The following is a 22508-nucleotide window of genomic DNA, read 5'->3' as shown; positions in this document are numbered from 1 at the left end:
GGGTAAGAAAGGGTTTAGGCTGGATTTTCAATAAATACGCCCATGCGCGAGAATTTATCGATGCGGGCAGCGAGCAATTGAGTAATGTCTTCTTTTTGCAGGATTTCTATGTCGCGCAAAATGACTTGTTTTACTGTTTGGAAGGTGGTTTCGGGGTCTTGGTGAGCGCCGCCCAGCGGCTCGGGAATGATGTCGTCAATCAGCTTGCTTTTGAGCATATCTTGAGCTGTAAGCTTAAGTGCCTCGGCGGCTTGTTCTTTGTAATCCCAGCTGCGCCAGAGAATAGACGAGCAGGATTCTGGCGAAATCACCGAGTACCAAGTGTTTTCGAGCATATACACGCGGTCGCCAATAGCGATGCCTAAGGCGCCACCGGAAGCCCCTTCACCAATGACGATGCAAATGATAGGCACTTTGATGCGGAACATCTCGCGCAAGTTACGTGCGATGGCTTCGCCTTGCCCGCGCTCTTCGGCTTCCATGCCCGGAAAAGCACCGGGCGTATCAATCAATGTAACAATGGGCTTGCCGAACTTCTCAGCAAGGCGCATCAGTCGGAGCGCCTTGCGGTAGCCCTCGGGATTCGCCATGCCGAAATTGCGGTATTGGCGTTCTTTGGTATTGCGCCCTTTTTGATGCCCTATGAACATGATGGTTTGTTTGCCGATGCGCCCGAATCCACCCACAATGGCTTTATCGTCGCGTACTTGGCGGTCGCCATGCAATTCTATGAATTCTTCGCACAGTGCGCGTATATAGTCCATCGTATAGGGGCGCTCGGGGTGGCGTGATAGCTGCACGCGCTGCCATGGGGTTAGGTTGCTGTAGGTTTCTTTTTTCAGCCTTTGAATGCTTTCTTTCAAGCTGTTGATGGCTTCGTCGAAGTTGTGTGTATTCTTTTCTTTTGCCATTTGAATCATTTCTTCAAGCTTCGCCTCTAGCTCGGCGATGGGTTTTTCAAAATCGAGATATATTTTGTTTGCCATAACTAAGTGTTTTGTTTTTTGAATGCTTCTCGGATAGAGTCAGCCACTGCCGCCAGCTCTTCGGGGGTGGCTTTCATCCGGTGTGCAAAGTTAATATCATGAATTGAATTGAGCGGTATCAAGTGGATATGGGCATGAGGCACTTCCAAGCCGACTACTGCCACACCAATACGCTGGCAAGGCACCACCGCCTCGATGGCTTTGGCTACTTTTTTTGAAAAGACGTGCAAGCCAGCGAGTAGGTCGTCGGGCAGGTCAAAGATGTAGTCAATTTCTTCTTTGGGAATAACCAGCGTATGTCCCTTGGTTACGGGCATGATGTCGAGAAAAGCCAGATAACGCTCGTCTTCGGCAATTTTGTGGCAGGGTATTTCGCCACGCACTATCTTGGTAAAAATAGAAGCCATAGCGTTTGTAGGTTTGGTTTAGGGTAAATATCATGAAAAAAGCCGGTAAGCACAAGCTTGACCGGCAAATGCAAAAAGAATATTTCCATCTTGCTGTTGGCTTACAATTGTGCCAACGAAATTTCGAGCACTTCGAAAGTGATGGTACCTGCCGGCACGGTGATATCTACCTTGTCACCTACTTGTTTGCCCAAGAGCCCTTTGCCTATGGGCGACTGTACCGATATCTTGTTTTCCTTCAGGTTGGCTTCTTCTTCGGGTACTAAGGTGTAAATCATTTCCATGCCGTTTTTGGTATTGCGTATCTTGACGGTAGTCAAGATAGATACCTTCGATAGGTCAATGTTGCTCTCGTCGATGATGCGCGCATTGCTGATAAGCTCTTCGAGCTGCGATATTTTTAGCTCGAGCATTCCTTGTGCATCTTTGGCGGCGTCATACTCGGCGTTTTCACTGAGGTCGCCCTTATCGCGTGCTTCGGCAATTTGGCGAGCTATTTCAGCTCTTCCTTTGGTTTTCAGCTCTTGCAGTTCAGCTTTCAAGCGCTCCAGTCCCTCTTTGGTGTAATAATTTATTTTTGCCATAAAACCATGTCTTTTTACTTACTCACACATAATAAAAAAGAGAACGGTCGTATGTGTTACCATAGACCGCTCTTGTTTTGCTATTAAGTACAAAGGTAAAAAAATATTCTAAAAAAAACAAGCATCCCAAGCGGCACACTGCGGAAAATAACGTATATTTATTGCGGAATTTAATTTGACAAAACCAAAACAGGGAAGTATTATGAAACAGTTCATGGCATCATTGTTTACGTTGGTGTTGGTGTTTTTTGCCCAAAATGCATCTGCACAAGTGCAGGCAGTGTCGCCTGCTGTCCATCAAGTAACGAAAGTAGAGAAAGTAGAAAAGAAAAAATGCGACAAGTGCAAAGAAGGCAAGAAGTGCAAGAAATGCAAAGGCAAGGCGAGCGCCAAAGCAGAAGAAAAAAGCTGCTGCAAGAACGGAAAGGAAAAAGCTTGTGATAAGCGTAAAGAAAAGTCGGAAGAAAACGACAACTAAGCTAAACGGCAAACAAAGAAACAGAAGCGGGCAAAAAACACCCGCTTTTTTTCTTTTATTCATCAAATTATCACTACCTTTTAGCTAGTATAAAAGTGGTAACTTTTTGAACCTTTACCATGATGCTATCTGTACTACGACAGGCGGTTTGGCAAAAGCTTCTTGTTGTTTTCTTTTTTGTCCTTTTGCTCATAGAGCTACTCTTCTTTGTGCAACTGCTTCCCCCTCTTTCGTTGAGGCTTGCCTTGGCTTTTTTGTGTTTATGGTTGTTTCAGGCAGCGATTGTGTGGATACTCTTCCTTCAATTGCAGACGTTGAATCATCGCTTGGAAACGCAAGTCAGCGAACAAGCGGTGGCAAATCAGCTACTTGAACACCATCGGGCAGAATTGGCAAAAGCCCTGCAAGATATTCAGGTGGTGAGTGAAATAGGTAGAAAAATTACCGCCAGCTTGTCTTTAGACAAAGCCCTGCATACCATTGCCGCTTACCTCGACCGGCGGCTACCTTACGACGTATTGGCAATAGTGCAATATGATATGTTTCGCGCTTCCTTTGACGTCGGTTGCCACTTGTTGCCCGGTGGGGCTTCCTTGCCGCTTTCTTCGTGGATTATAGAGGATGTGTGTGCTTATAGCCTGCGCTACAAGCGTACGGTGCAGACATGGGATTTTCAAGAAGAGGGAGGCGAATACATAGAATCGCCCGTAGAGACGCCTATTCGTTCACTTATTTGTGTGCCTCTTATCAGTGCTTCCATTAAGTTGGGCTGTTTATATGTGGCTTCCTGCCAAAAAGACGCCTATACAACCGAAGAGGTAGATTTTCTTGAGAGTATTGGAGGCTACTTGGCTATTGCCATGGAGAATGCCCAAGTGTATGCTCGTGTAGAAAAGCAAAGCGAGCAAATTAAACTTAAAAACAAGCGCATTACCGAGAGCATTAACTATGCCAGTTACATTCAGCAGTCTATCTTGCCCAAAGAACAGGAAATACGAGCTGCTTTCCCTGAGTCCTTTGTTATTTATGAACCCAAAGACGTGGTAAGTGGCGATTTTTATTGGTTTCAACAGATAGGTAGTAAGCAGATATTAGCGGTAGGCGACTGTACTGGGCACGGTGTGCCGGGGGCTTTCATGAGCCTCATTGGGGTCAATTTGCTGAACGAAATTGTTTTGGGGCGGGGCATTGTTGACCCCGACAGTATCTTGGCAGAGTTGCACAAGGGCATTCAACGTCTTATGAAACAAAACGAAACCAAAATACAAGACGGCATGGATGCCGGCATATGCACAATAGACCTGCGCACCAAAATCATGAAGTTTGCCGGAGCAAGGATGCCACTCATCTACATTCAGCAAGGGCAGATGTACGAAATCAAAGGAGGGAAGAAGCCCATAGGTGGAATATGGACCGTAGGCGAAGACCCCGAAGCTTTTCACCGTCGTTTTGTGAATTTGAGCATCCCTACGGTGTTTTATCTTTTTTCTGACGGTTATCCCGACCAGTTTGGGGGACCCGAAGGGCGTAAGTTCATGCGTAAGCGCCTGCGACGCTTACTTATGGATATCCACCGCTTATCGATGAAGCAGCAAAAAGAAATACTTATTGACACACTCAACAATTGGCGCTATGGCGAAAATTATTTTCATAAACAAGTGGACGACATCTTGTTTATGGGAGTGAGGTTGCATTTGTTTTGAGCAAGAGCAACAAACATCAACAGAGAAAAACTAAAACGAAAAAAGGCGAGCTTTTGGCTCGCCTTTCGTGACCTCGGGAGGATTCGAACCCCCAACCTTCTGATCCGTAGTCAGATGCTCTATCCAATTGAGCTACGAGGCCCCTTTTTGTTTTATTCGACTTGTTTTTCCGTCGTATTGCAATGCAAAAGTAGTAGCTTCGGAAAAACTGTGCAAGTGTTTTCTGAAATTTTTTTTAAAAAGAACCTATTTGGTTGTTTTTCAGATGGTTTTTTACAATAAAAAAGTATGCGCTACTTCCTTTTGATGCGTTCAAGGCGCTGTAAACAGTGCGCTTCGATTTGTTGGGCTACTGCTTGCAACTTGGGGGCTTCGGTAGTCTCGAAAAAAACCGTAGGCTCGGGCGTATAACGGCGGGCTTGCATGAGCCACTCGTGTAGCTTGGCAATCGTTGAGGGGTCTTCTATTTGCGAAAGGGGTAAGGGATAGTAACTTTTGGGGGCATACAGCTCTGCCGTATGTATCCATAGGGGGTGTGCCGTGCCCACGATAGGCATTGCCCACGATAGATATTCGTAAAGCTTAGTAGGTATGCGCCCGGCAATACTTGCCTTGGGATGGTAGAGCATAAGTCCCGTGCCGCCTTGCTGCAAGCATCTTTCTATGGTAGCGTAATCCACAGGCTCAAAAGCCGCCTGCCTGTTGTCTATAAAAGGGAGATTTAAAAAATTTAGCTCTTCTGCTGAAAGCGCCGGCGACAGCTGCCCCGCCAAGACCAAGTGGTAGCGCGCATCTAAGGCATGAAGCTTGCGACAAAGGACAACAGCTTCGTACAAACCAAAAAGCCGGCTAAGGGTGCCTGTCACTACTAAGCGGAAAGGAGAAGCAGCAGCAAGCGGCAGAGCATGGCGCCGCACTTTGTTGGCTATCCATAGGGCGTGGGGATGTTTTCGCAACCATTCGATTTCTTCGGCATAGCATGCTTCGGCATAAAGCACACACTGCACGCGCGGTAGAAAAAAACGGTAACACAAACGCACTATGTATGCCCACAGTAGGCGTAGACGGTAGCCCTCGTGAGTCCGTACGTTGGCTTCGTAGTTCTCTTGTAAGTCTAATATCAGATAAGCCCCAAAAAACAGACGGTAGCACCAAGCGGCGGGCAATAGCTCCAGACTGCATACCATGACTACTTGCGGGCGCAGGCGCCACATCAGCCACAAAAGGCGACAGCTCGCCCACAGGCGGGCAAATGACAGTCGCTCCCCTTGAAACAAACAGAACTCGTTTGCTGCCTGCGGCTTGCCATAGCCCGCAAAATAAAAACGGGCAGCGGGCAAATGCCTTTTTAACGCCCAACTTAGTTTGTGATAATGACGTATATCTCGAATGGGTTTAAGTACCGACGCCACCAGAATTGTGATACTACCAGCTTGGTCGTACTCTGAAGCAGAAAATCTGCTCATTGTGCGCTTTTTATTATATTTTCGCAACATACAAATTTTTTTAGCGAATGCGGAAACTATTGACAACACTCTTATGTGTGATGGGTTTTCAACTGTTTGCCCAGCAGGATATTTCGCATATCAATGCACGTAAGTTTATCCGGCAGGTGTTGCTTATCTATTCCCCCGAAGAATACGCCATGTTGGAAACCTACTACCGTACACCGTCTGAGTTTACCCTTTCCAATGCCACCTTCAAGATAGGGCGTCATATAGATTTTCTGAACTATATCATGGACACCACACGCAAAGACTTGGCAGTGAACTCGGTGCCCGTGATGGTACACGAGATGACTCACCTTTATGCAAACCGTCGTGCTTATGCTCTTATCGAAAAACGAAAACTTTCTTTCGCACCCGGCGACAAATACCTCTGTATTTCATTGGATACTACCCGAGAGATACTCGTAAAACTGAAACCCACGCCCCCAGCGCGCTTCATGGCTGCCACTGTGCCGGAGCTACTGCGCGAAAACAAATACTATGACTTTATAGCTACCGACAATGAAACTGTGATGCCTCAAAAAGAAGGTATCTACGGACTGTTGGATGAATGGCATGCCTACATGCATAGTGCCCGCGTGGCTTTTAGCCTGCATCGTTTCTATGAACGCGAAGCCTTCTATGGGGCGCTTACTACCGACTACAGCGAACAACCCTTGCACGATGATAAGCCATGGAAAGATTTCTTCGCAAACTTCTATGAAATGTATTTACCCTACATCGAATTCAAATACTACATTTTGCAGTATCTGGCATATTGCAAGCAACATCAGCCCGAAGTGTATGATTACATCATTTTTGAAGACCGAGCTTTTCGAGCAGCCTATAAGGCTATAGACGAAGCCTATAAGCAGGTAATAGAACAATTTAGGGCTTACAAACCGCGGGTAATAGAATTGCTTACCAAGTTGAGTATCGAAGTGTCGGAAGAAAATATGGGTGGACAATATTTTATGTTTATCAATGAAGCGGGCATTGCCACCTATCAAAGCCTTTACGAAGCATTTGAAAAAGAAATACAAAAACAAGAACTTAGCGAAATAGACTTTTATCTAAAACAATGAAATATGCAAGGACTGCACTACAACGTAGATATTGTCATGTGCATTGACGCCACGGGCAGTATGTCGCCCATTATTGACCGTGTCAAAGAAAATGCACTGCGCTTTTATGACGACCTGATGGAGACCATGCAGCAAAAAGGCAAAGTCATAGACACCCTGCGGGTGAGGGTCATTGCCTTTCGTGATTTCTATTTCGACAAAGAAAAGGCTCTTGAGATGTCGCCTTTCTTTGTGCTGCCCCAAGAGCAGAATCAATTCAAAGCCTTTGTGGACAGTATTGTGGCAGATGGTGGAGGGGACGAGCCAGAAAACGGGCTGGAAGCTTTGGCGATGGCTATCCGCTCGGAGTGGAACAAAGAAGGAGACAAACGCCGTCAGATTGTCATTGTGTGGACCGATGCCAGCACCCATCCCCTGGAACTGCATGCTGCTGCCAAGCCGCAGGCTTATCCTGCCGGCATGCCCGCCGACTTCGACGAGCTGACCGACTGGTGGGAGGGGCAATACATGAGCCGTGCTGCCAAGCGGCTTATCATTTACTCGCCCGACGCCTATGCATGGACCGATATTGCCAACCATTGGGAGAACACCATACACTATCCTTCCAAGGCGGGCGAAGGCTTGAGCGAAGTGGACTATCAAACCATCTTAGATGCGATTGCCAATAGCGTATGACCGAAGTGCCAGGCTTTGATTTTGTGTTAGATAAAATAGCAGGAATGGGGGAAGATGCCCCCCCACTGCGCTTGTGGGATGCCAACAGACAACGCGGCTTGATTGCCGTCTTCGATGGCATGGGCGGTGCCGGTTCTGCGCCTTGTTTGTGGGAAGGGAAAGAGTATTCTGGCGCCTATGTAGCAGCCCGCCTGGCAGCGCAGCAGCTAAGTCTTTACTTTGAAAACTATGAAGGGGCACTTGAAGACTTTGCCGGAGGCTTGCAAGAAAAGTTTAAAGATTTCTTTGCCCGCCAAGCCGAAGCGCTGTATCCTGCCGGGCAGTCGAAACTAAAAAGCCGCTTGGTGCGTCTTTTACCCACCACCATGACCGCCCTGCTGTGGGAGCCCATGCCCAACCAAATAGACAGCTATCGTCTGTGTGTGCTTTGGGCAGGCGATTCGCGCGCTTATGCCTTGCTGCCTTCCAGCATAATATTGCTAACCAAAGACGACGTGCGTCAAGAAGAAGGAAACAGCGATTTGCTTGACCAGTTGGTCAATGATGCACCACTGAGCAACTGCATTCATGCTGGTGGGGACTTTACCATCAATCAAGCTTTTTATACGGTCGAAGCCCCCGTGTGTCTGTTGGTTGCTACCGATGGTTGTTTTGCTTATCTGCCGTCGCCGCCACATTTCGAGTACCTCTTGCGCCATACTCTGGAGCAGACTCATGGCGCAGGTATGCACAGCTGGGCAGAAATACTAAAAGAAAAACTTCACACCATAGCCGCCGATGACGCGAGCATGGCTCTGGTAGCATTAGGAGAAGCCGCTACCGACAATGCCCTGCTCTATTGGGTGTTTACCAAAGGAAATGCACATCTTTATCGTCGCTTTATTGCGCCATTGAATGAGTTAATTGTTCAAATGGAAGAGCTCAGAGAACGTAAAGAACAAATAGAAGAAAAGCTGAATGTATTGGAGCAGGAAAAGCAGCATTTACGCAAAAAACTGTGGGAAGCTTATTTAGCTTCTGGAAGAATGCAACAATTTTAAGGGGCAATGCAAAAAGGGGACATCATCCATGGCTATCGTATTTTGCGCGACTTCTCGACAGCCGGCGGGGGACTGAGCAAGTGGTCTTTTGCTGAAAAAGGTGGCAAAGAGTACTTTATCAAGGAGTTCCTTTCACCCAAATACCCGACGGAAGACGCACCGGGAAGTGCAAAATCGAAAGAAAGAAAAAGGCTGGCATGTGAGCGCTTCGAGAAGCATCACCGTGCCTTGATGGAACGCATCAACGAGCGCTGCGGAAAAGGTGGCAATCTTATCTTTACACTCGATTTTTTTCGGGAGGGAACTACCTATTACAAAGTAACCGAAAAAGTGGATACGGCTTCGCTTGCCCCCATAGACATCAGCCGCTTGCCTTTGAGCAACCGCTTGTTGATTCTCAAAACCGTTGCCCATTCATTGCAGATACTACACCGCGCTGGCATCGTGCACGGCGACCTTAAGCCCGATAACATCCTCATCAAAGAAACTAAAGCTAGGTTATACACTACCAAGCTCATCGACTTTGATAACAGCTACTTTATAGGACAACCACCGGAACTGTCCGAAGAGCTGGTGGGCGATATGGTCTTTTATGCTCCAGAGGTGGCGGCTTATGTACAGGGCAGCGAGGCTGTTAAGCCCGAAATGCTGACCGATAAAGCCGATATTTTTTCTTTAGGACTTGTTTTCTGCTTGTATTTAACCGGTGAGCTGCCAGCATATCCTGCAAAGTACAGTTATCCCGGCTTGGCAGTCTTAGCAGGGCATACTTTGCGCCTGTCGGGGGCAGAGGTGCCTTATAAACTGAAGCGTCTGGTCAATGACATGCTGCGTTTACATCCTCATGAGCGTCCTGCCATTTCAGAAGTATTTGAGGTGCTGAAAGCCATCAATACCGATGAACCCTATGAGCGGGCGCCAAAGCCTTTACCATACAAAAAAGAAGAAGACAAAGAAAGCAACGTAGTGTCAAGCCCTTCGTTGAAGGGCACCTTGCTGCGCAAGTCCACCGGAGTAACTACAAAAACAACAGGTGATGAAGAAACGGACAAGAAAGAAGCACATATCGGACTGCCTAAAAAGCCTACGTTGCGCGGAAAAGGCTTGCATCTGGGAAAAACTGGTAAAGACGAAAAGCGTAGCTCATGAATGTAGGTATTGACATAGGCAATACCCGTATAAAAGTGGGTGTCTTTGAACAGAATAAACTATGGCAATATTTTGAGTTTGATGAGTTCTGGCAGTTGCACGAATGGCTGAAGGCTCAGTCTCATATCCGCCATCTGATAGTTGCCTCTGTAGGCAGGTATAGACTGGAAGACCTGCCTACGGCTCACATCCCAGGCGTGAAAATGCAACTTTCTCATGAGAGTGAACTGCCCATTCGCATTACTTATCACACACCACACACCTTGGGAGTGGACCGTGTGGCAGCCGCTGTAGGAGGGCATACACTTTTTCCCGAACATCCCGTATTGGTGATAGACATAGGCACCTGCATCACCTATGACTTGGTGACGGAAGCAGGAGAATTCCCCGGAGGCATCATATCGCCCGGGGTGCGTCTGCGTCTGCAAGCCATGCATGCTTTTACGGCACGCCTGCCGCATTTAGAGTGGAGCATAGAAGAAGAGCTCCCGCCGCTGGTAGGGCGCAGCACCACAGAAGCGATGAAAGCGGGTGCTGTGCATGCCGTAGTCGGTGAAATTACATTCTTTGTGGAATCTTTTAAAAAAGACTACCCCAACTTACAGGTAATTTTATGTGGAGGCGATGCTTTGTTCTTTAAAAAACAACTAAAATTTCATAACTTCGCAGAGCCAAAATTGGTACTACTTGGGCTGAACCGAATTTTAAACTACAATGCAAAAAAATATACTTAACACTTTTCTACTTGCCTTCCTGCCATTGACTTGCCTTTGGGCTCAAAGCTCACCTTATTCTCTTGTGGGTATCGGTAATTTTATGCCCGAAACTTTTGCCCCACAACAAGCCATGGGTGGATTGGGAATAGCCTACGGAGAGTTCCTTACCGGAAACATTAAGAACCCTGCCCTTCTTTCAAAAAACAAAAATACTATTTTTGATGCTGCAGCGGGCGCACGTTATGTGTGGATGGAAGACAACAACCGAGCACAAACAGACTTTGGCGCCAATGTCGATTACTTCTCTTTGACCCTTTCTATTTCCAAGCGTTGGTCTACCGCTTTCGGTTTGATGCCCTATACTCAAATGAACTTTCGTACCCGTAATGTGGAGCCTGTAGAGGGTACTCCTTTTGAAGTAGAGTACCGGTCTCAATCAATAGGGGGAATTAACACGCTCTTTTGGGCGCATGGCGTGCAGTTGACCAAATCGCTCTCGGTAGGCGTGCGTGGCAATTATATGTTTGGTGCGCTTGAAAGCGAAACGCAAAGCATGGTTTATACCGCTGACCGTGATTACCAAGTAGTATATTACAACCGACTGAACCCCAAAGGGTGGGCAGTAACGCCCGGTGTCTTTTGGAATAAAGAGATAGGCAAAAAAAGAAACCTGAACATCGGCGCCACTTATACGTATAGAAACCAGCTGAACACCAATCGCTTTGAGTCCATAGAAAGACGCTCGGAGGTGGGGGCTACCATCACCGTGGACACACTTTACGAAGGAGAGGTGGGCACCATCGTGCTGCCCAACCGCTGGGCATTGGGGGTGAGCCTTGAAGAACCAACCAAGTGGATGATAGGTGCTGAGTTAAGCATGGAAAAATGGAGTGATTACCGTTTTCTAGACAAAAACAGCCACTTCAACAACACCATGGAAGTAGCCGTCGGTGGGGTATATACACCCAACTTTCGTTCTGTAGACAACTTCTTTGAGCGTATTTCTTATCGTGTAGGAGTGAACTACCGACAGCTTCCTTACGAGTTGGGCGGAAACAGAGTAGAAGAGTTTGGCATCAATTTTGGCATGTCTATGCCTGTAGGAGTAAGCCCAGTACGCTTCACTTATCTGCACTGGAACTTATCACTGGGGCAGCGCGGTACTGTAGAAAAGAACGGATTGCAAGAACGTTTCGTACAGCTGGGTATTGGGGTGTCCATGAATGACTTGATGTGGTTTAAACGACCGAAATACGATTAAAATCCTGAACAGCTATATGCGCATTAAAATCTTTTAAAAATCAAAACGATGTATGTTATGAAAAAGTGGTTTGTTACACTCGCCTTGATACTTACATATGTGCTTGGTATGGCACAGGCTCAACAACCCAACTGGCCCGAAGATACAGCGCTGCGTCAGATGGCTATGGAGAAGGTGGCTTTTTACCGCGATGAAATAAATGTATTTAATCGACCGGAAGGTGCCGTGGATGCCATCAGCTGGCTGCTGAAAAATGCCCCTGACTTAGGAGCTTTCCTCTATACCGATGCAATCCGTGCATATTATGCGCGTATTCAGAAAACACAAGACCCTGCTGTAAAAGAAGCTTATCAAGATACCTTGATGACTATCTTCGACCAGTCTATCAAATACTTCAATAATGAGGCAACTACGCTCAACTACAAGGGCTACTATGCCTATAACTTCTACTATCAGAAGCCCGAAAAGATGGAAGAATTGCGAAAGCTTTATGAGCGCATTATTGAGTTGAATGGTCCTAATACCTATCCTGCCAATGTGCAGTTCTATCTTTTGGTAGCCATTAACCTGCTCAATCAAAAGAAAATAGACAATGCCAAAGTAGTGAACATATATCTTACCTGCAAAGACCTTATTGCTAAGGGCTTGGTAGCTGCCAGAGACGAACAAACTAAAAAGCAATGGCAAGACGCCGAAAAGAACATAGATGCCTACTTTATGCAATATGTGAAGCTTGATTGTGCACAGATAGAAAGCATCTTCAGTAACAAGTTCCGTCAGTCGCCCAACAAAGAAATGGCTGCTCAAATTCGTGATATTATGAAGGCTGCCCAGTGCTACAACAGCAACCTGTTTTTAGAAACTATGGATTACCTGTTCCGTGAAGAGCCTACCTACAACAACGCCATTGTCGTAGCTACGCTTTATGAATCGAAAAATCAGACAGCCAAAGCCATGGAAGTATATCAAAAAGCATTGGGCTTGGCTGCTACGAACGAAGAGAAAGCCAAAGTATATAAAGAGCTGATGGGCTTGACCTTACGTACTGGTGCCAAGCAAGCTTGCCGCAATTATGCCCTCAAGTTGGCAGAGCTTGACCCGAACGAAGCGCCATTGGCTTACACCACCATCGGCGACCTGTACTTGAAAAGCGGTTCGGAGTGCAGCAGTGGCGAAAACCCCGTAGAGCAAAAAGCCTATGCTATCGCCGCCTACAATATGTATAAGCGCGCAGGCAACAGCCAGAAAATGGCACTTGCCCGTAAATACTTCCCCACCAAAGAAGAGGTATTTACCGAAGGTATGGCAGGTAAGAACGTTACCATCAATTGTTGGATTGGCGAAACCGTTACGATTCCTCAGTTGAGCGACTTATAATTTCTGTTTTCGACATGAAATACACGAGCAGTGGCATCGGATGGGGGCAAGCCCTTGTCCGGTGCCTTTTTTTGGGTGTTTCCCTTTTTCTTGTGTTTGCTTGCGACGAAGAGCGGAAAAAAGGCATCAAGGAGATGAAGGTATACAGTGGTCCACTCATAGAAAGTGAAAATATAGTGTCTTTGTACAGCGATTCTGCCAAAGTGAAAATCAAGCTTGAGGGCAAGAAGCAGGCGCAGTATGAGAATGGCAATATAGATTACCCCGAGGGAGTGAAAGTTACCTTTTTTGATGACTACACACGCCCCAAAGCGGTACTATCGGCAAGACAAGGCTACTATTACAAAGAAAAACAGCTTTACCGGGTAGTAGGCGAGGTGTGGGTGAAAGACTTGAAAGAAAACAAAAGCCTACAAACCGAAGAACTCTTCTGGTCGCCTAAAGACAAGAAAATCTACACCGATAAATTTGTTATCATCACTACCCCCACAGAAATCATCAAAGGGGAGGGCTTAGTTGCCAATGAGGACTTCTCTTATTATGAAATACAGAAACCTACTGGCATCATTACCCTTGATGAAGAGGTGGAATAGGGCAAGGCATCGTTGTCTTCTGTACCAAGCACGTCTGTGTGGCTTGAAACAGCCACAGACGTGTTCTATGTTTTGCTGGCGATTGCTGCCAAACGTTGCTCAATGCGCTTGATTTGCCGGATATGGTGGCGCAGATGCTCTTCCCAAAAAGAGAGAATTTCACCCATACCCATGCGCCCGGAAATGGGGTGCTTGAAAAGTGCTTTGTGCTCGTATTCTTCTGGCATATTCTTTATGAACTCCTCCATTTGCCGGCGTGTGTTACGCCATTGTTCTATCAAAGCAGCTACATCGGGCTGTTCGGGCAGGTGGCTGACTACCGCAGGCGCTTTGAACTTTAGCGGAAGCGAAAGCATCAGTTTCAACAGCTGCCCACGCAGGCGATGCAGCAGTGTGAGCTCAGGTGGTGGTCCATACGATAATTTCTTTTGAATGTAGCTCATGGTACCGGTTTCACCCAACACCAGGTGATTGATTACCTGAGCTATAGACCATGCATCCTCTGCCGGTTTAAAATGCAATTCTTGTTCGTTGTAGGCTTCTATATTGCGCAAAAACGCTTCAAGCTCTTGGTTCATGCTTTGCAGACGTTGAAGCCAATGTGCCTTTTGCTTACTCATCTTTTTTTCTTTCAAGATACAAAATGGCAGTCAATGAAAAAACTCTTTTTGCTCTCTCAAAAGCAATCGTTCGGGGAAGGTTGTGGCGCTCATGTGCCAGTCAGTTGCCACAAAGCCCTGTTGTCAGTAGCAACAAATGGGCATTTCATATAACGCCACGCCCCACAGGCAAGAGATGCTGAGCCTATGAAATCATCTTTTTGCCTATGCCATATTTTGTTTTGTAAAGTACGTGAAATAATAGCCCATTTACTTCGTTAATTCTTAGATTTGTAAAAACCAAAACAACATTTCATGATTATGAAGCAGTGGTATTATGCGCTGGCTTTGACTGCCGTCTTAGGGGCTTGCCAGCAAAAAAATGAAGACAAACAACAAATAGATTCTACGGAAGTAGCAGCTGCCCCACCTATCGACCTGTCGAACTTCGACACCACCGTGTCGCCTTGCGAAGACTTTTTTCAGTATGTCAATGGGGGATGGATAAAGAAAAACCCTGTCCCCGAGACAGAGAGCCGTTGGGGTAGCTTCAACGAAGTGTATGAGCGCAATCAAAAGATTTTGAAAGAAATAGCCGAAAAAGCTGCCGAAGCCAAGGCGCCCAAAGGAAGTAACGAGCAGTTGGTGGGCGACTTTTATGCTTCAGGTATGGACTCGCTCACTATAGAAAAGGAAGCACCTAAGTGGGTAAAAGCCGAATTGAAGGCTATAGAAACAGCTTCAAGCAAAGAAGAGTTGCTGCAACAATGGGTAGAGCAGAAGAAAAACGGCAGCCGTGCCATGCTTTCACTCTTTGTGATGCCCGACGAGAAAAACAGCGAGCAATATGCTGTGTATATTTATCAAGGAGGCTTAGGCATGCCCGACCGCGATTATTACCTCAAAGAAGACGAAGACAAACAAAAGATACGCGAAGCGTACAAGGCTTATTTGACTAAACTCTTTCAGTTGTCGGGCAGCGACGAAACGGCTGCCAAACAAGCGGCTGAGATTGTATTTGGCATAGAAAAAGCTTTGGCAGAGGCTTCCAAGTCACGGGTAGAACTGCGTGACCCCATTGCCAATTACAACAAAATGAGCATAGCGGAGGTCGAAGCACTGGCTAAGCCTTTCTCTATTCAAAAAGCATTGGCTTTGGCAGGGGCAACACAAGCCAAAGAGGTGATTGTAGGGCAGCCTGCTTTTTTGAAGGCAGTGGCACGTATCTGGCAAACAACCCCACTGGAAGATTTGAAAACTTACCTCAAAGCACACGCCCTTAACAATGGCGCTCCTTATTGGCATCATGAGTTTGCGCAAGCTCATTTTGAGTTTTACAGCAAAACCTTGCGTGGACAAAAGCAAAATAAAGAGCGTTGGAAGCGCGTGTTGGCAAGCGTGGACGAGGGCGTAGGCGAAGCGCTCGGGCAATTGTATGTACAGAAAGCCTTTCCTCCCGAAGCCAAAGCTAAAGTGATGGAGATGATAGACAACTTGCAGTATGCCTACGAGCAGCACATCAAGTCGTTGAATTGGATGAGTGAAAAAACCAAAGAAGAAGCATTGAAAAAACTAGCTGCCTTTAAGCGCAAAATAGGTTACCCAGACAAATGGAAGGATTACACCGGCTTAGAGATTGTGCGCGACAACTATTGGCAAAACGTGAAGAATACCCATCGCTTTGAGTTCGAGCGTCAAGTGAAGCGCTTGGGACAGCCTGTCGATAAAACCGAGTGGTTCATGACTCCACCCACGGTGAACGCCTACTACAATCCGCCCATGAATGAAATCGTTTTCCCGGCGGGCATCTTGCAGCCTCCTTTCTTCAACCCCAATGCCGACGACGCTGTAAACTATGGCGGCATGGGGGCAGTCATAGGGCATGAATTGAGCCATGGTTTCGATGACCAAGGGCGCCAATACGATGCCGAGGGCAACTTGCGTGATTGGTGGATGCCCGAAGATGCCGAACGCTTCAAAGAACGTGCGCAGGCACTGTCGGCACAATTCTCTTCTTATGAGGTGTTGCCCGGCGTGAAGGTGAACGGCGATTTGACTCTTGGCGAAAACATTGCTGACTTGGGCGGTTTGGCTATTGCTTACACCGCTTTGCAAAAAGCTCTGGAAGGCAAAGAACGTAAACGCATCGATGGCTTTACGCCCGAGCAGCGCTTCTTTATCTCTTGGGCGCAAGTGTGGCGCACCAATGCCCGTGAAGAGTATCTTAAACAACAGGTGTTGGTAGACCCCCATTCACCGGCACGCTTCCGTGTGAATGGTCCACTTTCCAATCTACCTGAATTCCATGAAGCATTTGGTTGTAAAGAAGGGGATAAAATGTACCGCAAGCCGGAAGAAAGGGTGAAAATCTGGTAAGTATGCTATTCCTTTAGCTTTTAGAGGGGGTGTACCAGATAGGGCGCTCCCTCTTTTGCATTTGCTCCTCCTGTGTGTTTAGCTTGTTTTTGGTTAATCCCCTTTTGTCATTCCGAGCATTGGCGAAAATTGCTTTATATTTGAATTTGCAGGCTATCGTAGCAGGGGAATTAACAATGAAAAAGCTTCTAGTAAATCTTTTGGTGCTTTGTGTAGTGCTTTTATGGTCGTGTAGTGCATTTGCTCAAACTGTATTTTTAAAAAACGAGATTTCAATGCACCGCTCTATGCTGACCACTATGCTCCTGTAACTCGCATAGGCTTTAGTCTTATGCCTGCCAAAGACGATTACGATATCCGTACTGAAAAAAGCCGCTTTGTACTTTACAATGAGCCTATTTTGGGCATTGCATTACCCGTAGCACTGCACCATGGCAACAAATGGCGTTGGGCTGTATCCATGCCTCTTTCTTTCTCCGTTTGGTTTGATTTTCTTGAAGCACGCACTTCGCCCATCTTGAATACTGACTACCGGGTGGGGGTGCTCGAGTGGAATGCTTTTTTTGAGTTGTCTAATATGCCTTTTCGCAATGTAGGTATTCGTTGGCTTCCGTTGCTGCATGAGAGCACCCACTTGGGCGATGAACTGACCATAGAGCGTTTGCGCAATGCCCTGCCTATTACTCGTATCAATGTAAGTTATGAAGCAATGGATATTGTTCTCTTGATTAAAAGGGATGGTAAGAGCTGACCCGCTGGAAAGCGATACTTCCAAAGTGCCCCCTTCTTATCGCAGTGCTGAGCCTTATTTTCAGTACCAGTGGCAGAATCCTTCTTCTTTCTTGGGATATGGTGGTTTGTGGATTCTGTCTATAGACCTGAGTTTAAGAGTACGTTATACCTACCCCTGGTATGAGAAGCGTGGCAGCCTCTGGATTGAACACGTGCAGCAAGAAGCTTATGAACCTTGCGTGAATCTGTTGGCAGGCTATCGTTGGCGTAGCAACGACAACGCATTGAGCAATACTTTTACTTATGTGCGCCTGTATTGGGGGATTAACTACCATGGGCAATTCCGTAACCTTGGCAACTTCCCTGCTGTGGGGGTGGGAGTGGCATATAGACCATAAAACATAAAAAGCAGCTCTCCGAAAGAGAGCTGCTTTTGCGACACATCCATGCGAGCAACTTATCAACGGTTGAGCACGAGGCGTTGCGTGTGGCGCTGTCCGTCTTGTTCTATTTCAATGAGGTAAATGCCATTCTGCAAATGCGTGGGGGCTTGCCAACGGCTTTGTACTTCGGTGGTGTTCCACGCAGCTATTTGGCGCCCTGCAATGTCATATATACGAATGCTTGCCGGGTTGTCTGTTTTGTTCAATACAATATTGAAATTGCCAGTAGTGCTGGGGTTCGGGTATATTGCAAAGCCGGCTTGCTCTATGTCTAATGGGCTTTGGTTGCTGCCCGTAGCTTTGCGTTCTACAACGGCTATGGTATGTATGATATTCTTTTGCATTTGAGTACCGCGTGCTTCGAGGTTGATGGCATAGATGCCGGGCTTCAGGTCTTCGGTAAAGGTAGTGTTGAACTGTCCGTTGCCGGCACGCTCGAAGCTTAAACGGTAGGCAGCGCCATCTTCGGCAGGATTGCCTTCCAAGTCGCCTACATACAACAGCGTACCGCTTACTTCTGCATTATTGGGAAGATAACCGTTCACTTCTACCTTTAAACGCATAGGTTCGCCACGCTCATAAGTGAGCTTTTGGGCGTTGAGGTCGGAAGAGAAGCGCAGACGGCTGCCTCCTTCGGTAGAGGCAATCACCACCATGCGGCTATTGTTCGAGCTGCGGATGATGTATTCGGCAGCATCAGGGCGCTCAACCTCAGCAGTATGTACAAAATCGCCCAAAAAGTCATTACGCAAGTTGGCTTCGGATTGCAGCAAGAGACGCTCTTGCGTTTTCGGATTAAGCAACCATACTTCATCCGGCGACTCGGTGAATACTTCTATTTTAAGTGCACGTGCACCGGGTTCTATCAAAACAGTGGCGTTGCCGTTTTCGGCAGCTATGACTTGTGCGCTGCTTTCTACTACTGCATTGGGGTTGTAATTACCGTCTATCATCTCGGCGGCTTGCTCGCGGCTGAGGCTACCCGGCAGCTGCCCTTTGATATAGCTCCACATCTTGCTGCCTTCGGCTATCTCGAAGTGGTTTACATTACCACGGCTATCCAGCTTGCCAAAAATAACAGCAGAGTTGGGGCGTTTGGTACTGTTGTAGTTTACCACACCGTCGTTGCCACCATTGTCTTTGTTGCCTCCGTTCAGGTTCAAATACCAGCCCGACACGGTCAAAACGCCGCTATATCCCCATGCACCGAAAGTGCGGAAGTTCGTTCTGGGGCGGTTGGGGTGAGGGTCAGTAACACTGCGGAAGTAGTCCATATAACCGGTTTGCAGCACATAGGTTGCTTCGTTTTTTTGTCCAAACACATACGACAACCACGACACCCAGCCGCTCTGCGCAAGATTGGCTAAAGGGGTACCAAAATGGGGCGTACCTAAGGTAATTACTCGTTCCACGCGATTATAGGCTCCATAATGTACCAGTGCTGCATCGCTATCTACGCCTCCTTTGCTATGGGCAATCACCACCACGCGATTGACACCGTAGTAGTTGGCGATTCTGTTGAGCATGCTGGCAAACATTTCTCCGTTTGCCCACATCGACTTGTCGGGATGTACTGACACGAAAGCAGTACGATAGCCGTCGTTATAGGCTTTGCTGTACATGTCGTTGTCTTCCCACCAAACCCGCGCGTTGCTGGTATATCCATGGATGAATACCAGCACGGGTTTGGTGCTGCTGTTGGGAGGTACGGCACCGTAATAGATAGCGCCCACGTCGCCGGCACCGCCAATTAAGCCGCCCGCTGTTTGAAAACGGTCTGGTTCAATTAGCTGTACTTCACGTATTTTTTGAGCGTAAGCTGAAATGGAAAAGGCAATCATCACAAAGATGCCTACCAAAGAGAGTAATGCTTTTTTCATAGTTTTTAAGGTTTAAAATTGTACAATAAGCATATCGTATGTAATCATACCAATATTTTTTGTTTTTACAAAAAATACGAGGGTAAAATTTTATGAATAATTTTTATTTCCACTTTTCTTAGAAAAGCAGTTGCCTTGTTTAGGTAAAGAGCTCGCGAAAAAAAACGCGGACATAGGGCAAAGCATGCAGCCAATACATCCCCCGAAGCTTTTTTCTGGCGCTTCAGAATGAAGAGTGCCTCGTTGTTTCATGAGGTGAGAAGCCTCACCGTAGCAAATCATAAAAGCAAAATAAATGACAAGGTGGGCTGGAAATAGCAGGGGAGGAGAAAAGCCTAAAAGAGCAAGCAGAGAAAAAAGAAGGGGGTGAAGGTGAAAAGAGTGCCCCCCAATAAGATGACAAAACCAACAGAACGTTGCTTCTGCCTCTTTAAGCTATGTTTAGCTTTGCAGATAAGGCAGAATAGCTGCTTCGGAGATTTGATTCCAACCCTTCATTTTTTGCTTAAATGATTGTACATGCGTCCATACTTTGCGCGTGGTAGCATCTTGCTCCGCCAGTTCTTCCAGTAATTGCCGCGTGGTGCTTTGTAGGGCTCGCATTACTTCAGAAGGATAAGAGCGCAGCTCTACCTTCCCCTCCGATACGATTTTTTCCAGATATTCAGCATTCTTCGCTTCGAATTCTGAGAGCATCCACAGGTTGGCACGCAGGGCGGCATTGCGCACGATTTCCTGCAAGCTCGCAGGCAGTGATTCAAAAGCTTGTTTGTTGACCAGCAGCTCCAGGGTAGCTCCCGGTTCATGCCAGCCCGGGTAATAGTAGTAGCGTGCAATTTTATGGAACCCCAAGGTGTAATCGTGATAGGGACCAATCCACTCGGCGGCATCGATGACGCCGCGCTCGAGGCTGGTGTATATTTCGCTGCCCGCTATTTGCACGGCAGCACCTCCCATGCGGTCTAATACTTTGCCGCCCAAGCCGGGGATGCGCATCTTCAATCCCTTGAGGTCGGCGGGGCTATTGATTTCACGCTTGAACCATCCGCCCATTTGCACGCCTGTGTTGCCAGCAGGGAACGGAATGATGTTGTAGGGGGCATATATTTCCTGCCACAGCTGCCATCCGCCGCCACTAATAAGCCATGTGTTCATTTGTTGTGCGTTGAAGCCAAAAGGAACAGCAGCAAAGAAATTGGCAGCTGGTATTTTACCGCTCCAGTAATAGGCAGCGCCATGTCCTATCTGTATGCTGCCGTTGCTTACAGCATCGAATACTTCGAGGGGTGGAATCAGCTCGCCGCCCCCATACACTTTTATTTTTAAGCGCCCTGCCGACATGATTTCTACTTGCTTGGCAAACAGCTGCACGCCTTCGCCCAGAATAGGAAAATTGGGAGGCCAGGTAGTGGCGGCAATCCACTCAATACTTTCACCGCTGTGCGCTTCGTTTAGCTGTTCAACTCCAGCGGCTTGCTTGAGGTCTTGGCGACAGGCTGCTACACCCAGCAGGCTGCCCGCAGCCAAGCTTTGCAGTCCTTTTTTAAGAAAAGCCCTGCGGGAGGGCATCGAGCGGTTTTTATTCTTTTTTCCTTTCATGCCTGTATTGTTTTTATTGGTTAAGCATTTGTGGAAGCCAAAGCACCAGCTTCGGGAAGAAATAAATGAGCAGAAGAGTAAGGGCTTGTATGAGTAGAAAAGGCAAAACCCCTTTGTAAATGTCGATAGTACGCACTTCTTTGGGCGCTACCCCTTTCAAATAGAAAAGCGAAAAACCAAAAGGCGGTGTCAAGAAAGAGCTTTGCAGATTCATGGCAATGAGAATGCCCACCCAAAGCAAGTCGAAACCGAACTTTTGAAACAAAGGGGTGAGGATAGGCACAAAAATAAAAGTGATTTCGATGAAGTCGATGAAAAAACCTGCTATGAAAATTCCCAACATGCTAAGCCAGAAGAACGCCACAGGCGATAAATTGCTTTGTGTGATGGCTTGGACAATGAGGCGTTCACCTTCGAGGGCGCGGAAGGTGAGGCTGAAAGCGGCTGCCCCTACGAGTATCATGAAAACCATGGAGGTGAGAAAGGTGGTTTCGCTCATCACCTCTTTCAATGTCTTCATGGAGAGTTTGCCCTGTGTGGCAGTCAGCAGCGTTGCTGCCACTGCCCCGATGCCAGCGGCTTCGGTGGGGGTAGCTATGCCCGCAAAAATTGAACCCAGCACCGCCAAGATGAGCAGGAAAGGCAGCAAAAAGCTGATGGCTATTTCTTTGAGCATGCCTTTGCCTTTGAAAGCGTTCAGCTCTTCGCGGCTTGCAGGAGGCGCTTGTTCGGGCTTCAGGTAGGCAAAGGCGAGCACATACAAGAGGTAGCCTAACGACAGCAGCAAGCCCGGAATAAGTGCTCCCATGAACAGGTCGCCCACAGGCACATTCATGACACTGCCCAAAAGAATCAACACAATGCTTGGCGGGATGATTTGTCCCAAGGTCCCTGCCGACACGATGACACCACTCGCCAGCGATTTCGAATAACCGCGCTTAAGCATCGTGGGCAAGCTCAGCAAGCCCATAGTAACGACCGTTGCCCCCACAACACCAGTCGAAGCCGCCAGCAGAATGCCCACGATGATGACAGCCAAGGCAAGTCCGCCATGCAGGCGTCCCATTAACAAGGTGAGCGTTTGCAGCATGCGCTCGGCAATGCCCGACTTCTCAAGCATCAGTCCCATAAAGATGAAGAGAGGCACTGCCAGCAATACAATATTTTGCATGGTGCCGTAGATACGCAAAGGCAGTAAATCGAAAAACTTAATACCCATGACCATGCTACCTACCCAGATGGACACGCCTCCTAAGGCGAAAGCCACCGGGTAGCCCAGAAACAAGACCAGCAAAATGGCTGCAAACAAAATCAAGGCAAAGAGTTCTAAGCTCATGG

21 protein-coding genes and 1 tRNA gene are annotated in these 22508 nt (G+C 47.3%); 13 read left to right on the top strand and 9 right to left on the bottom strand.

Annotation, left to right across the window (positions count from 1 at the left end):
• Nucleotides 1–14: 14 nt before the first annotated feature.
• From FHS56_RS03095 to greA, 3 genes are all read right to left on the bottom strand, one after another.
• Complete coding sequence (locus FHS56_RS03095) at nt 15–974, bottom strand: acetyl-CoA carboxylase carboxyltransferase subunit alpha (protein WP_317165655.1); 960 nt, start codon at nt 972–974, stop codon at nt 15–17.
• A 14-nt stretch (nt 975–988) separates the two neighbouring features.
• Nucleotides 989–1393, bottom strand: a complete 405-nt coding sequence (locus FHS56_RS03090; RefSeq protein WP_166918410.1) for an HIT family protein — start codon at nt 1391–1393, stop codon at nt 989–991.
• A 101-nt stretch (nt 1394–1494) separates the two neighbouring features.
• Nucleotides 1495–1977 carry a transcription elongation factor GreA gene (gene greA, locus FHS56_RS03085; RefSeq protein WP_166918409.1) on the bottom strand — a complete coding sequence of 161 codons (483 nt, stop codon included), beginning with the start codon at nt 1975–1977 and terminating at the stop codon, nt 1495–1497.
• Nucleotides 1978–2179: 202 nt separating this feature from the next.
• Here greA and FHS56_RS03080 point away from each other — a divergent pair, with 202 nt between their 5' ends.
• Together FHS56_RS03080 and FHS56_RS03075 are read left to right on the top strand one after the other, a co-directional pair.
• Nucleotides 2180–2455 carry a hypothetical protein gene (locus FHS56_RS03080; protein ID WP_166918408.1) on the top strand — a complete coding sequence of 92 codons (276 nt, stop codon included), beginning with the start codon at nt 2180–2182 and terminating at the stop codon, nt 2453–2455.
• 119 nt (nt 2456–2574) lie between these two features.
• Nucleotides 2575–4158, top strand: coding sequence for a GAF domain-containing SpoIIE family protein phosphatase (locus FHS56_RS03075; protein WP_166918407.1), 1584 nt, complete (start codon nt 2575–2577; stop codon nt 4156–4158).
• A gap of 68 nt (nt 4159–4226) precedes the next feature.
• On the opposite strand, the gene FHS56_RS03070 is transcribed toward FHS56_RS03075, so the two are convergent.
• Nucleotides 4227–4300, bottom strand: a tRNA-Arg gene (locus FHS56_RS03070).
• A 151-nt stretch (nt 4301–4451) separates the two neighbouring features.
• A complete protein-coding gene (locus tag FHS56_RS03065; RefSeq protein ID WP_166918406.1) occupies nt 4452–5624 on the bottom strand; it encodes a glycosyltransferase family 4 protein in 1173 nt (390 codons plus the stop codon).
• Nucleotides 5625–5704: 80 nt separating this feature from the next.
• On the opposite strand from FHS56_RS03065, the gene FHS56_RS03060 reads away from it, so the two are divergent.
• The 8 genes from FHS56_RS03060 to lptC are packed head-to-tail and all read left to right on the top strand — an operon-like array spanning nt 5705 to nt 13541.
• On the top strand, nt 5705–6730 hold the full coding sequence (locus FHS56_RS03060) for a hypothetical protein (RefSeq protein WP_166918405.1): 1026 nt from the start codon (nt 5705–5707) through the stop codon (nt 6728–6730).
• A 3-nt stretch (nt 6731–6733) separates the two neighbouring features.
• Entirely contained in the window at nt 6734–7405 is a 672-nt protein-coding gene (locus tag FHS56_RS03055) for a vWA domain-containing protein (protein ID WP_166918404.1), read from the top strand.
• Nucleotides 7402–8445: a protein phosphatase 2C domain-containing protein gene (locus tag FHS56_RS03050; RefSeq protein WP_166918403.1), complete on the top strand. Its 1044-nt coding sequence runs from the start codon at nt 7402–7404 to the stop codon at nt 8443–8445. The genes FHS56_RS03055 and FHS56_RS03050 overlap by 4 nt, the downstream gene beginning before the upstream one ends.
• Nucleotides 8446–8451: 6 nt before the next feature.
• Nucleotides 8452–9594: a serine/threonine protein kinase gene (locus tag FHS56_RS03045; protein WP_166918402.1), complete on the top strand. Its 1143-nt coding sequence runs from the start codon at nt 8452–8454 to the stop codon at nt 9592–9594.
• Nucleotides 9591–10328: a type III pantothenate kinase gene (locus tag FHS56_RS03040; protein WP_166918401.1), complete on the top strand. Its 738-nt coding sequence runs from the start codon at nt 9591–9593 to the stop codon at nt 10326–10328. The genes FHS56_RS03045 and FHS56_RS03040 overlap by 4 nt, the downstream gene beginning before the upstream one ends.
• Complete coding sequence (locus FHS56_RS03035) at nt 10309–11571, top strand: porin family protein (protein WP_208409617.1); 1263 nt, start codon at nt 10309–10311, stop codon at nt 11569–11571. Before FHS56_RS03040 ends, FHS56_RS03035 begins: the two co-directional genes overlap by 20 nt.
• 57 nt (nt 11572–11628) lie before the next feature.
• The gene (locus FHS56_RS03030) at nt 11629–12948 is read left to right on the top strand and encodes a hypothetical protein (RefSeq protein ID WP_166918399.1); all 1320 of its coding nucleotides are present in this window, start codon (nt 11629–11631) and stop codon (nt 12946–12948) included.
• A gap of 14 nt (nt 12949–12962) precedes the next feature.
• The gene (lptC, locus tag FHS56_RS03025; RefSeq protein WP_166918398.1) at nt 12963–13541 is read left to right on the top strand and encodes an LPS export ABC transporter periplasmic protein LptC; all 579 of its coding nucleotides are present in this window, start codon (nt 12963–12965) and stop codon (nt 13539–13541) included.
• 65 nt (nt 13542–13606) lie between these two features.
• On the opposite strand, the gene FHS56_RS03020 is transcribed toward lptC, so the two are convergent.
• Complete coding sequence (locus FHS56_RS03020; RefSeq protein ID WP_166918397.1) at nt 13607–14161, bottom strand: DinB family protein; 555 nt, start codon at nt 14159–14161, stop codon at nt 13607–13609.
• Between the two features lie 294 nt (nt 14162–14455).
• Here FHS56_RS03020 and FHS56_RS03015 point away from each other — a divergent pair, with 294 nt between their 5' ends.
• The 3 genes from FHS56_RS03015 to FHS56_RS03005 all read left to right on the top strand — a co-directional run bounded on the left by FHS56_RS03015 (nt 14456) and on the right by FHS56_RS03005 (nt 17646).
• Nucleotides 14456–16516 (top strand): M13 family metallopeptidase, encoded by a 2061-nt coding sequence (locus FHS56_RS03015; RefSeq protein WP_166918396.1) that lies wholly within the window; start codon nt 14456–14458, stop codon nt 16514–16516.
• Between the two features lie 331 nt (nt 16517–16847).
• Entirely contained in the window at nt 16848–17267 is a 420-nt protein-coding gene (locus tag FHS56_RS03010) for a DUF1207 domain-containing protein (protein ID WP_166918395.1), read from the top strand.
• Nucleotides 17254–17646, top strand: coding sequence for a hypothetical protein (locus FHS56_RS03005; protein ID WP_166918394.1), 393 nt, complete (start codon nt 17254–17256; stop codon nt 17644–17646). Before FHS56_RS03010 ends, FHS56_RS03005 begins: the two co-directional genes overlap by 14 nt.
• A 62-nt stretch (nt 17647–17708) precedes the next feature.
• On the opposite strand, the gene FHS56_RS03000 is transcribed toward FHS56_RS03005, so the two are convergent.
• The 3 genes from FHS56_RS03000 to FHS56_RS02990 form a co-directional block, all read right to left on the bottom strand.
• Nucleotides 17709–19571 carry a T9SS type A sorting domain-containing protein gene (locus tag FHS56_RS03000; RefSeq protein WP_166918393.1) on the bottom strand — a complete coding sequence of 621 codons (1863 nt, stop codon included), beginning with the start codon at nt 19569–19571 and terminating at the stop codon, nt 17709–17711.
• Between the two features lie 441 nt (nt 19572–20012).
• Nucleotides 20013–21170, bottom strand: coding sequence for a TRAP transporter substrate-binding protein (locus FHS56_RS02995; RefSeq protein WP_208409616.1), 1158 nt, complete (start codon nt 21168–21170; stop codon nt 20013–20015).
• 13 nt (nt 21171–21183) lie between these two features.
• On the bottom strand, nt 21184–22506 hold the full coding sequence (locus FHS56_RS02990; RefSeq protein WP_166918392.1) for a TRAP transporter large permease: 1323 nt from the start codon (nt 22504–22506) through the stop codon (nt 21184–21186).
• Nucleotides 22507–22508: the final 2 nt, after the last annotated feature.

It is taken from the genome of Thermonema lapsum (genome assembly GCF_011761635.1).
Classification (GTDB): domain Bacteria; phylum Bacteroidota; class Bacteroidia; order Cytophagales; family Thermonemataceae; genus Thermonema; species Thermonema lapsum.
The sequence above is the reverse complement of the archived record's forward strand: the minus strand, read 5'-3'. Positions and strand labels throughout refer to the sequence as shown.

Bases quoted from the DNA above. Each gene is read 5' to 3' on its own strand.
- FHS56_RS03015 (WP_166918396.1), top strand. From the start codon at position 14,456: ATGATTATGAAGCAGTGGTATTATGCGCTGGCTTTGACTGCCGTCTTA.
- greA (WP_166918409.1), bottom strand. From the start codon at position 1,977: ATGGCAAAAATAAATTATTACACCAAAGAGGGACTGGAGCGCTTGAAA.
- FHS56_RS03075 (WP_166918407.1), top strand. From the start codon at position 2,575: ATGATGCTATCTGTACTACGACAGGCGGTTTGGCAAAAGCTTCTTGTT.
- FHS56_RS02990 (WP_166918392.1), bottom strand. From the start codon at position 22,506: ATGAGCTTAGAACTCTTTGCCTTGATTTTGTTTGCAGCCATTTTGCTG.
- FHS56_RS03005 (WP_166918394.1), top strand. From the start codon at position 17,254: ATGGTAAGAGCTGACCCGCTGGAAAGCGATACTTCCAAAGTGCCCCCT.
- FHS56_RS02995 (WP_208409616.1), bottom strand. From the start codon at position 21,170: ATGAAAGGAAAAAAGAATAAAAACCGCTCGATGCCCTCCCGCAGGGCT.
- FHS56_RS03090 (WP_166918410.1), bottom strand. From the start codon at position 1,393: ATGGCTTCTATTTTTACCAAGATAGTGCGTGGCGAAATACCCTGCCAC.
- FHS56_RS03055 (WP_166918404.1), top strand. From the start codon at position 6,734: ATGCAAGGACTGCACTACAACGTAGATATTGTCATGTGCATTGACGCC.
- FHS56_RS03000 (WP_166918393.1), bottom strand. From the start codon at position 19,571: ATGAAAAAAGCATTACTCTCTTTGGTAGGCATCTTTGTGATGATTGCC.
- lptC (WP_166918398.1), top strand. From the start codon at position 12,963: ATGAAATACACGAGCAGTGGCATCGGATGGGGGCAAGCCCTTGTCCGG.
- FHS56_RS03040 (WP_166918401.1), top strand. From the start codon at position 9,591: ATGAATGTAGGTATTGACATAGGCAATACCCGTATAAAAGTGGGTGTC.
- FHS56_RS03050 (WP_166918403.1), top strand. From the start codon at position 7,402: ATGACCGAAGTGCCAGGCTTTGATTTTGTGTTAGATAAAATAGCAGGA.
- FHS56_RS03060 (WP_166918405.1), top strand. From the start codon at position 5,705: ATGGGTTTTCAACTGTTTGCCCAGCAGGATATTTCGCATATCAATGCA.
- FHS56_RS03035 (WP_208409617.1), top strand. From the start codon at position 10,309: ATGCAAAAAAATATACTTAACACTTTTCTACTTGCCTTCCTGCCATTG.
- FHS56_RS03010 (WP_166918395.1), top strand. From the start codon at position 16,848: ATGCCTGCCAAAGACGATTACGATATCCGTACTGAAAAAAGCCGCTTT.
- FHS56_RS03030 (WP_166918399.1), top strand. From the start codon at position 11,629: ATGAAAAAGTGGTTTGTTACACTCGCCTTGATACTTACATATGTGCTT.
- FHS56_RS03020 (WP_166918397.1), bottom strand. From the start codon at position 14,161: ATGAGTAAGCAAAAGGCACATTGGCTTCAACGTCTGCAAAGCATGAAC.
- FHS56_RS03065 (WP_166918406.1), bottom strand. From the start codon at position 5,624: ATGAGCAGATTTTCTGCTTCAGAGTACGACCAAGCTGGTAGTATCACA.
- FHS56_RS03045 (WP_166918402.1), top strand. From the start codon at position 8,452: ATGCAAAAAGGGGACATCATCCATGGCTATCGTATTTTGCGCGACTTC.
- FHS56_RS03080 (WP_166918408.1), top strand. From the start codon at position 2,180: ATGAAACAGTTCATGGCATCATTGTTTACGTTGGTGTTGGTGTTTTTT.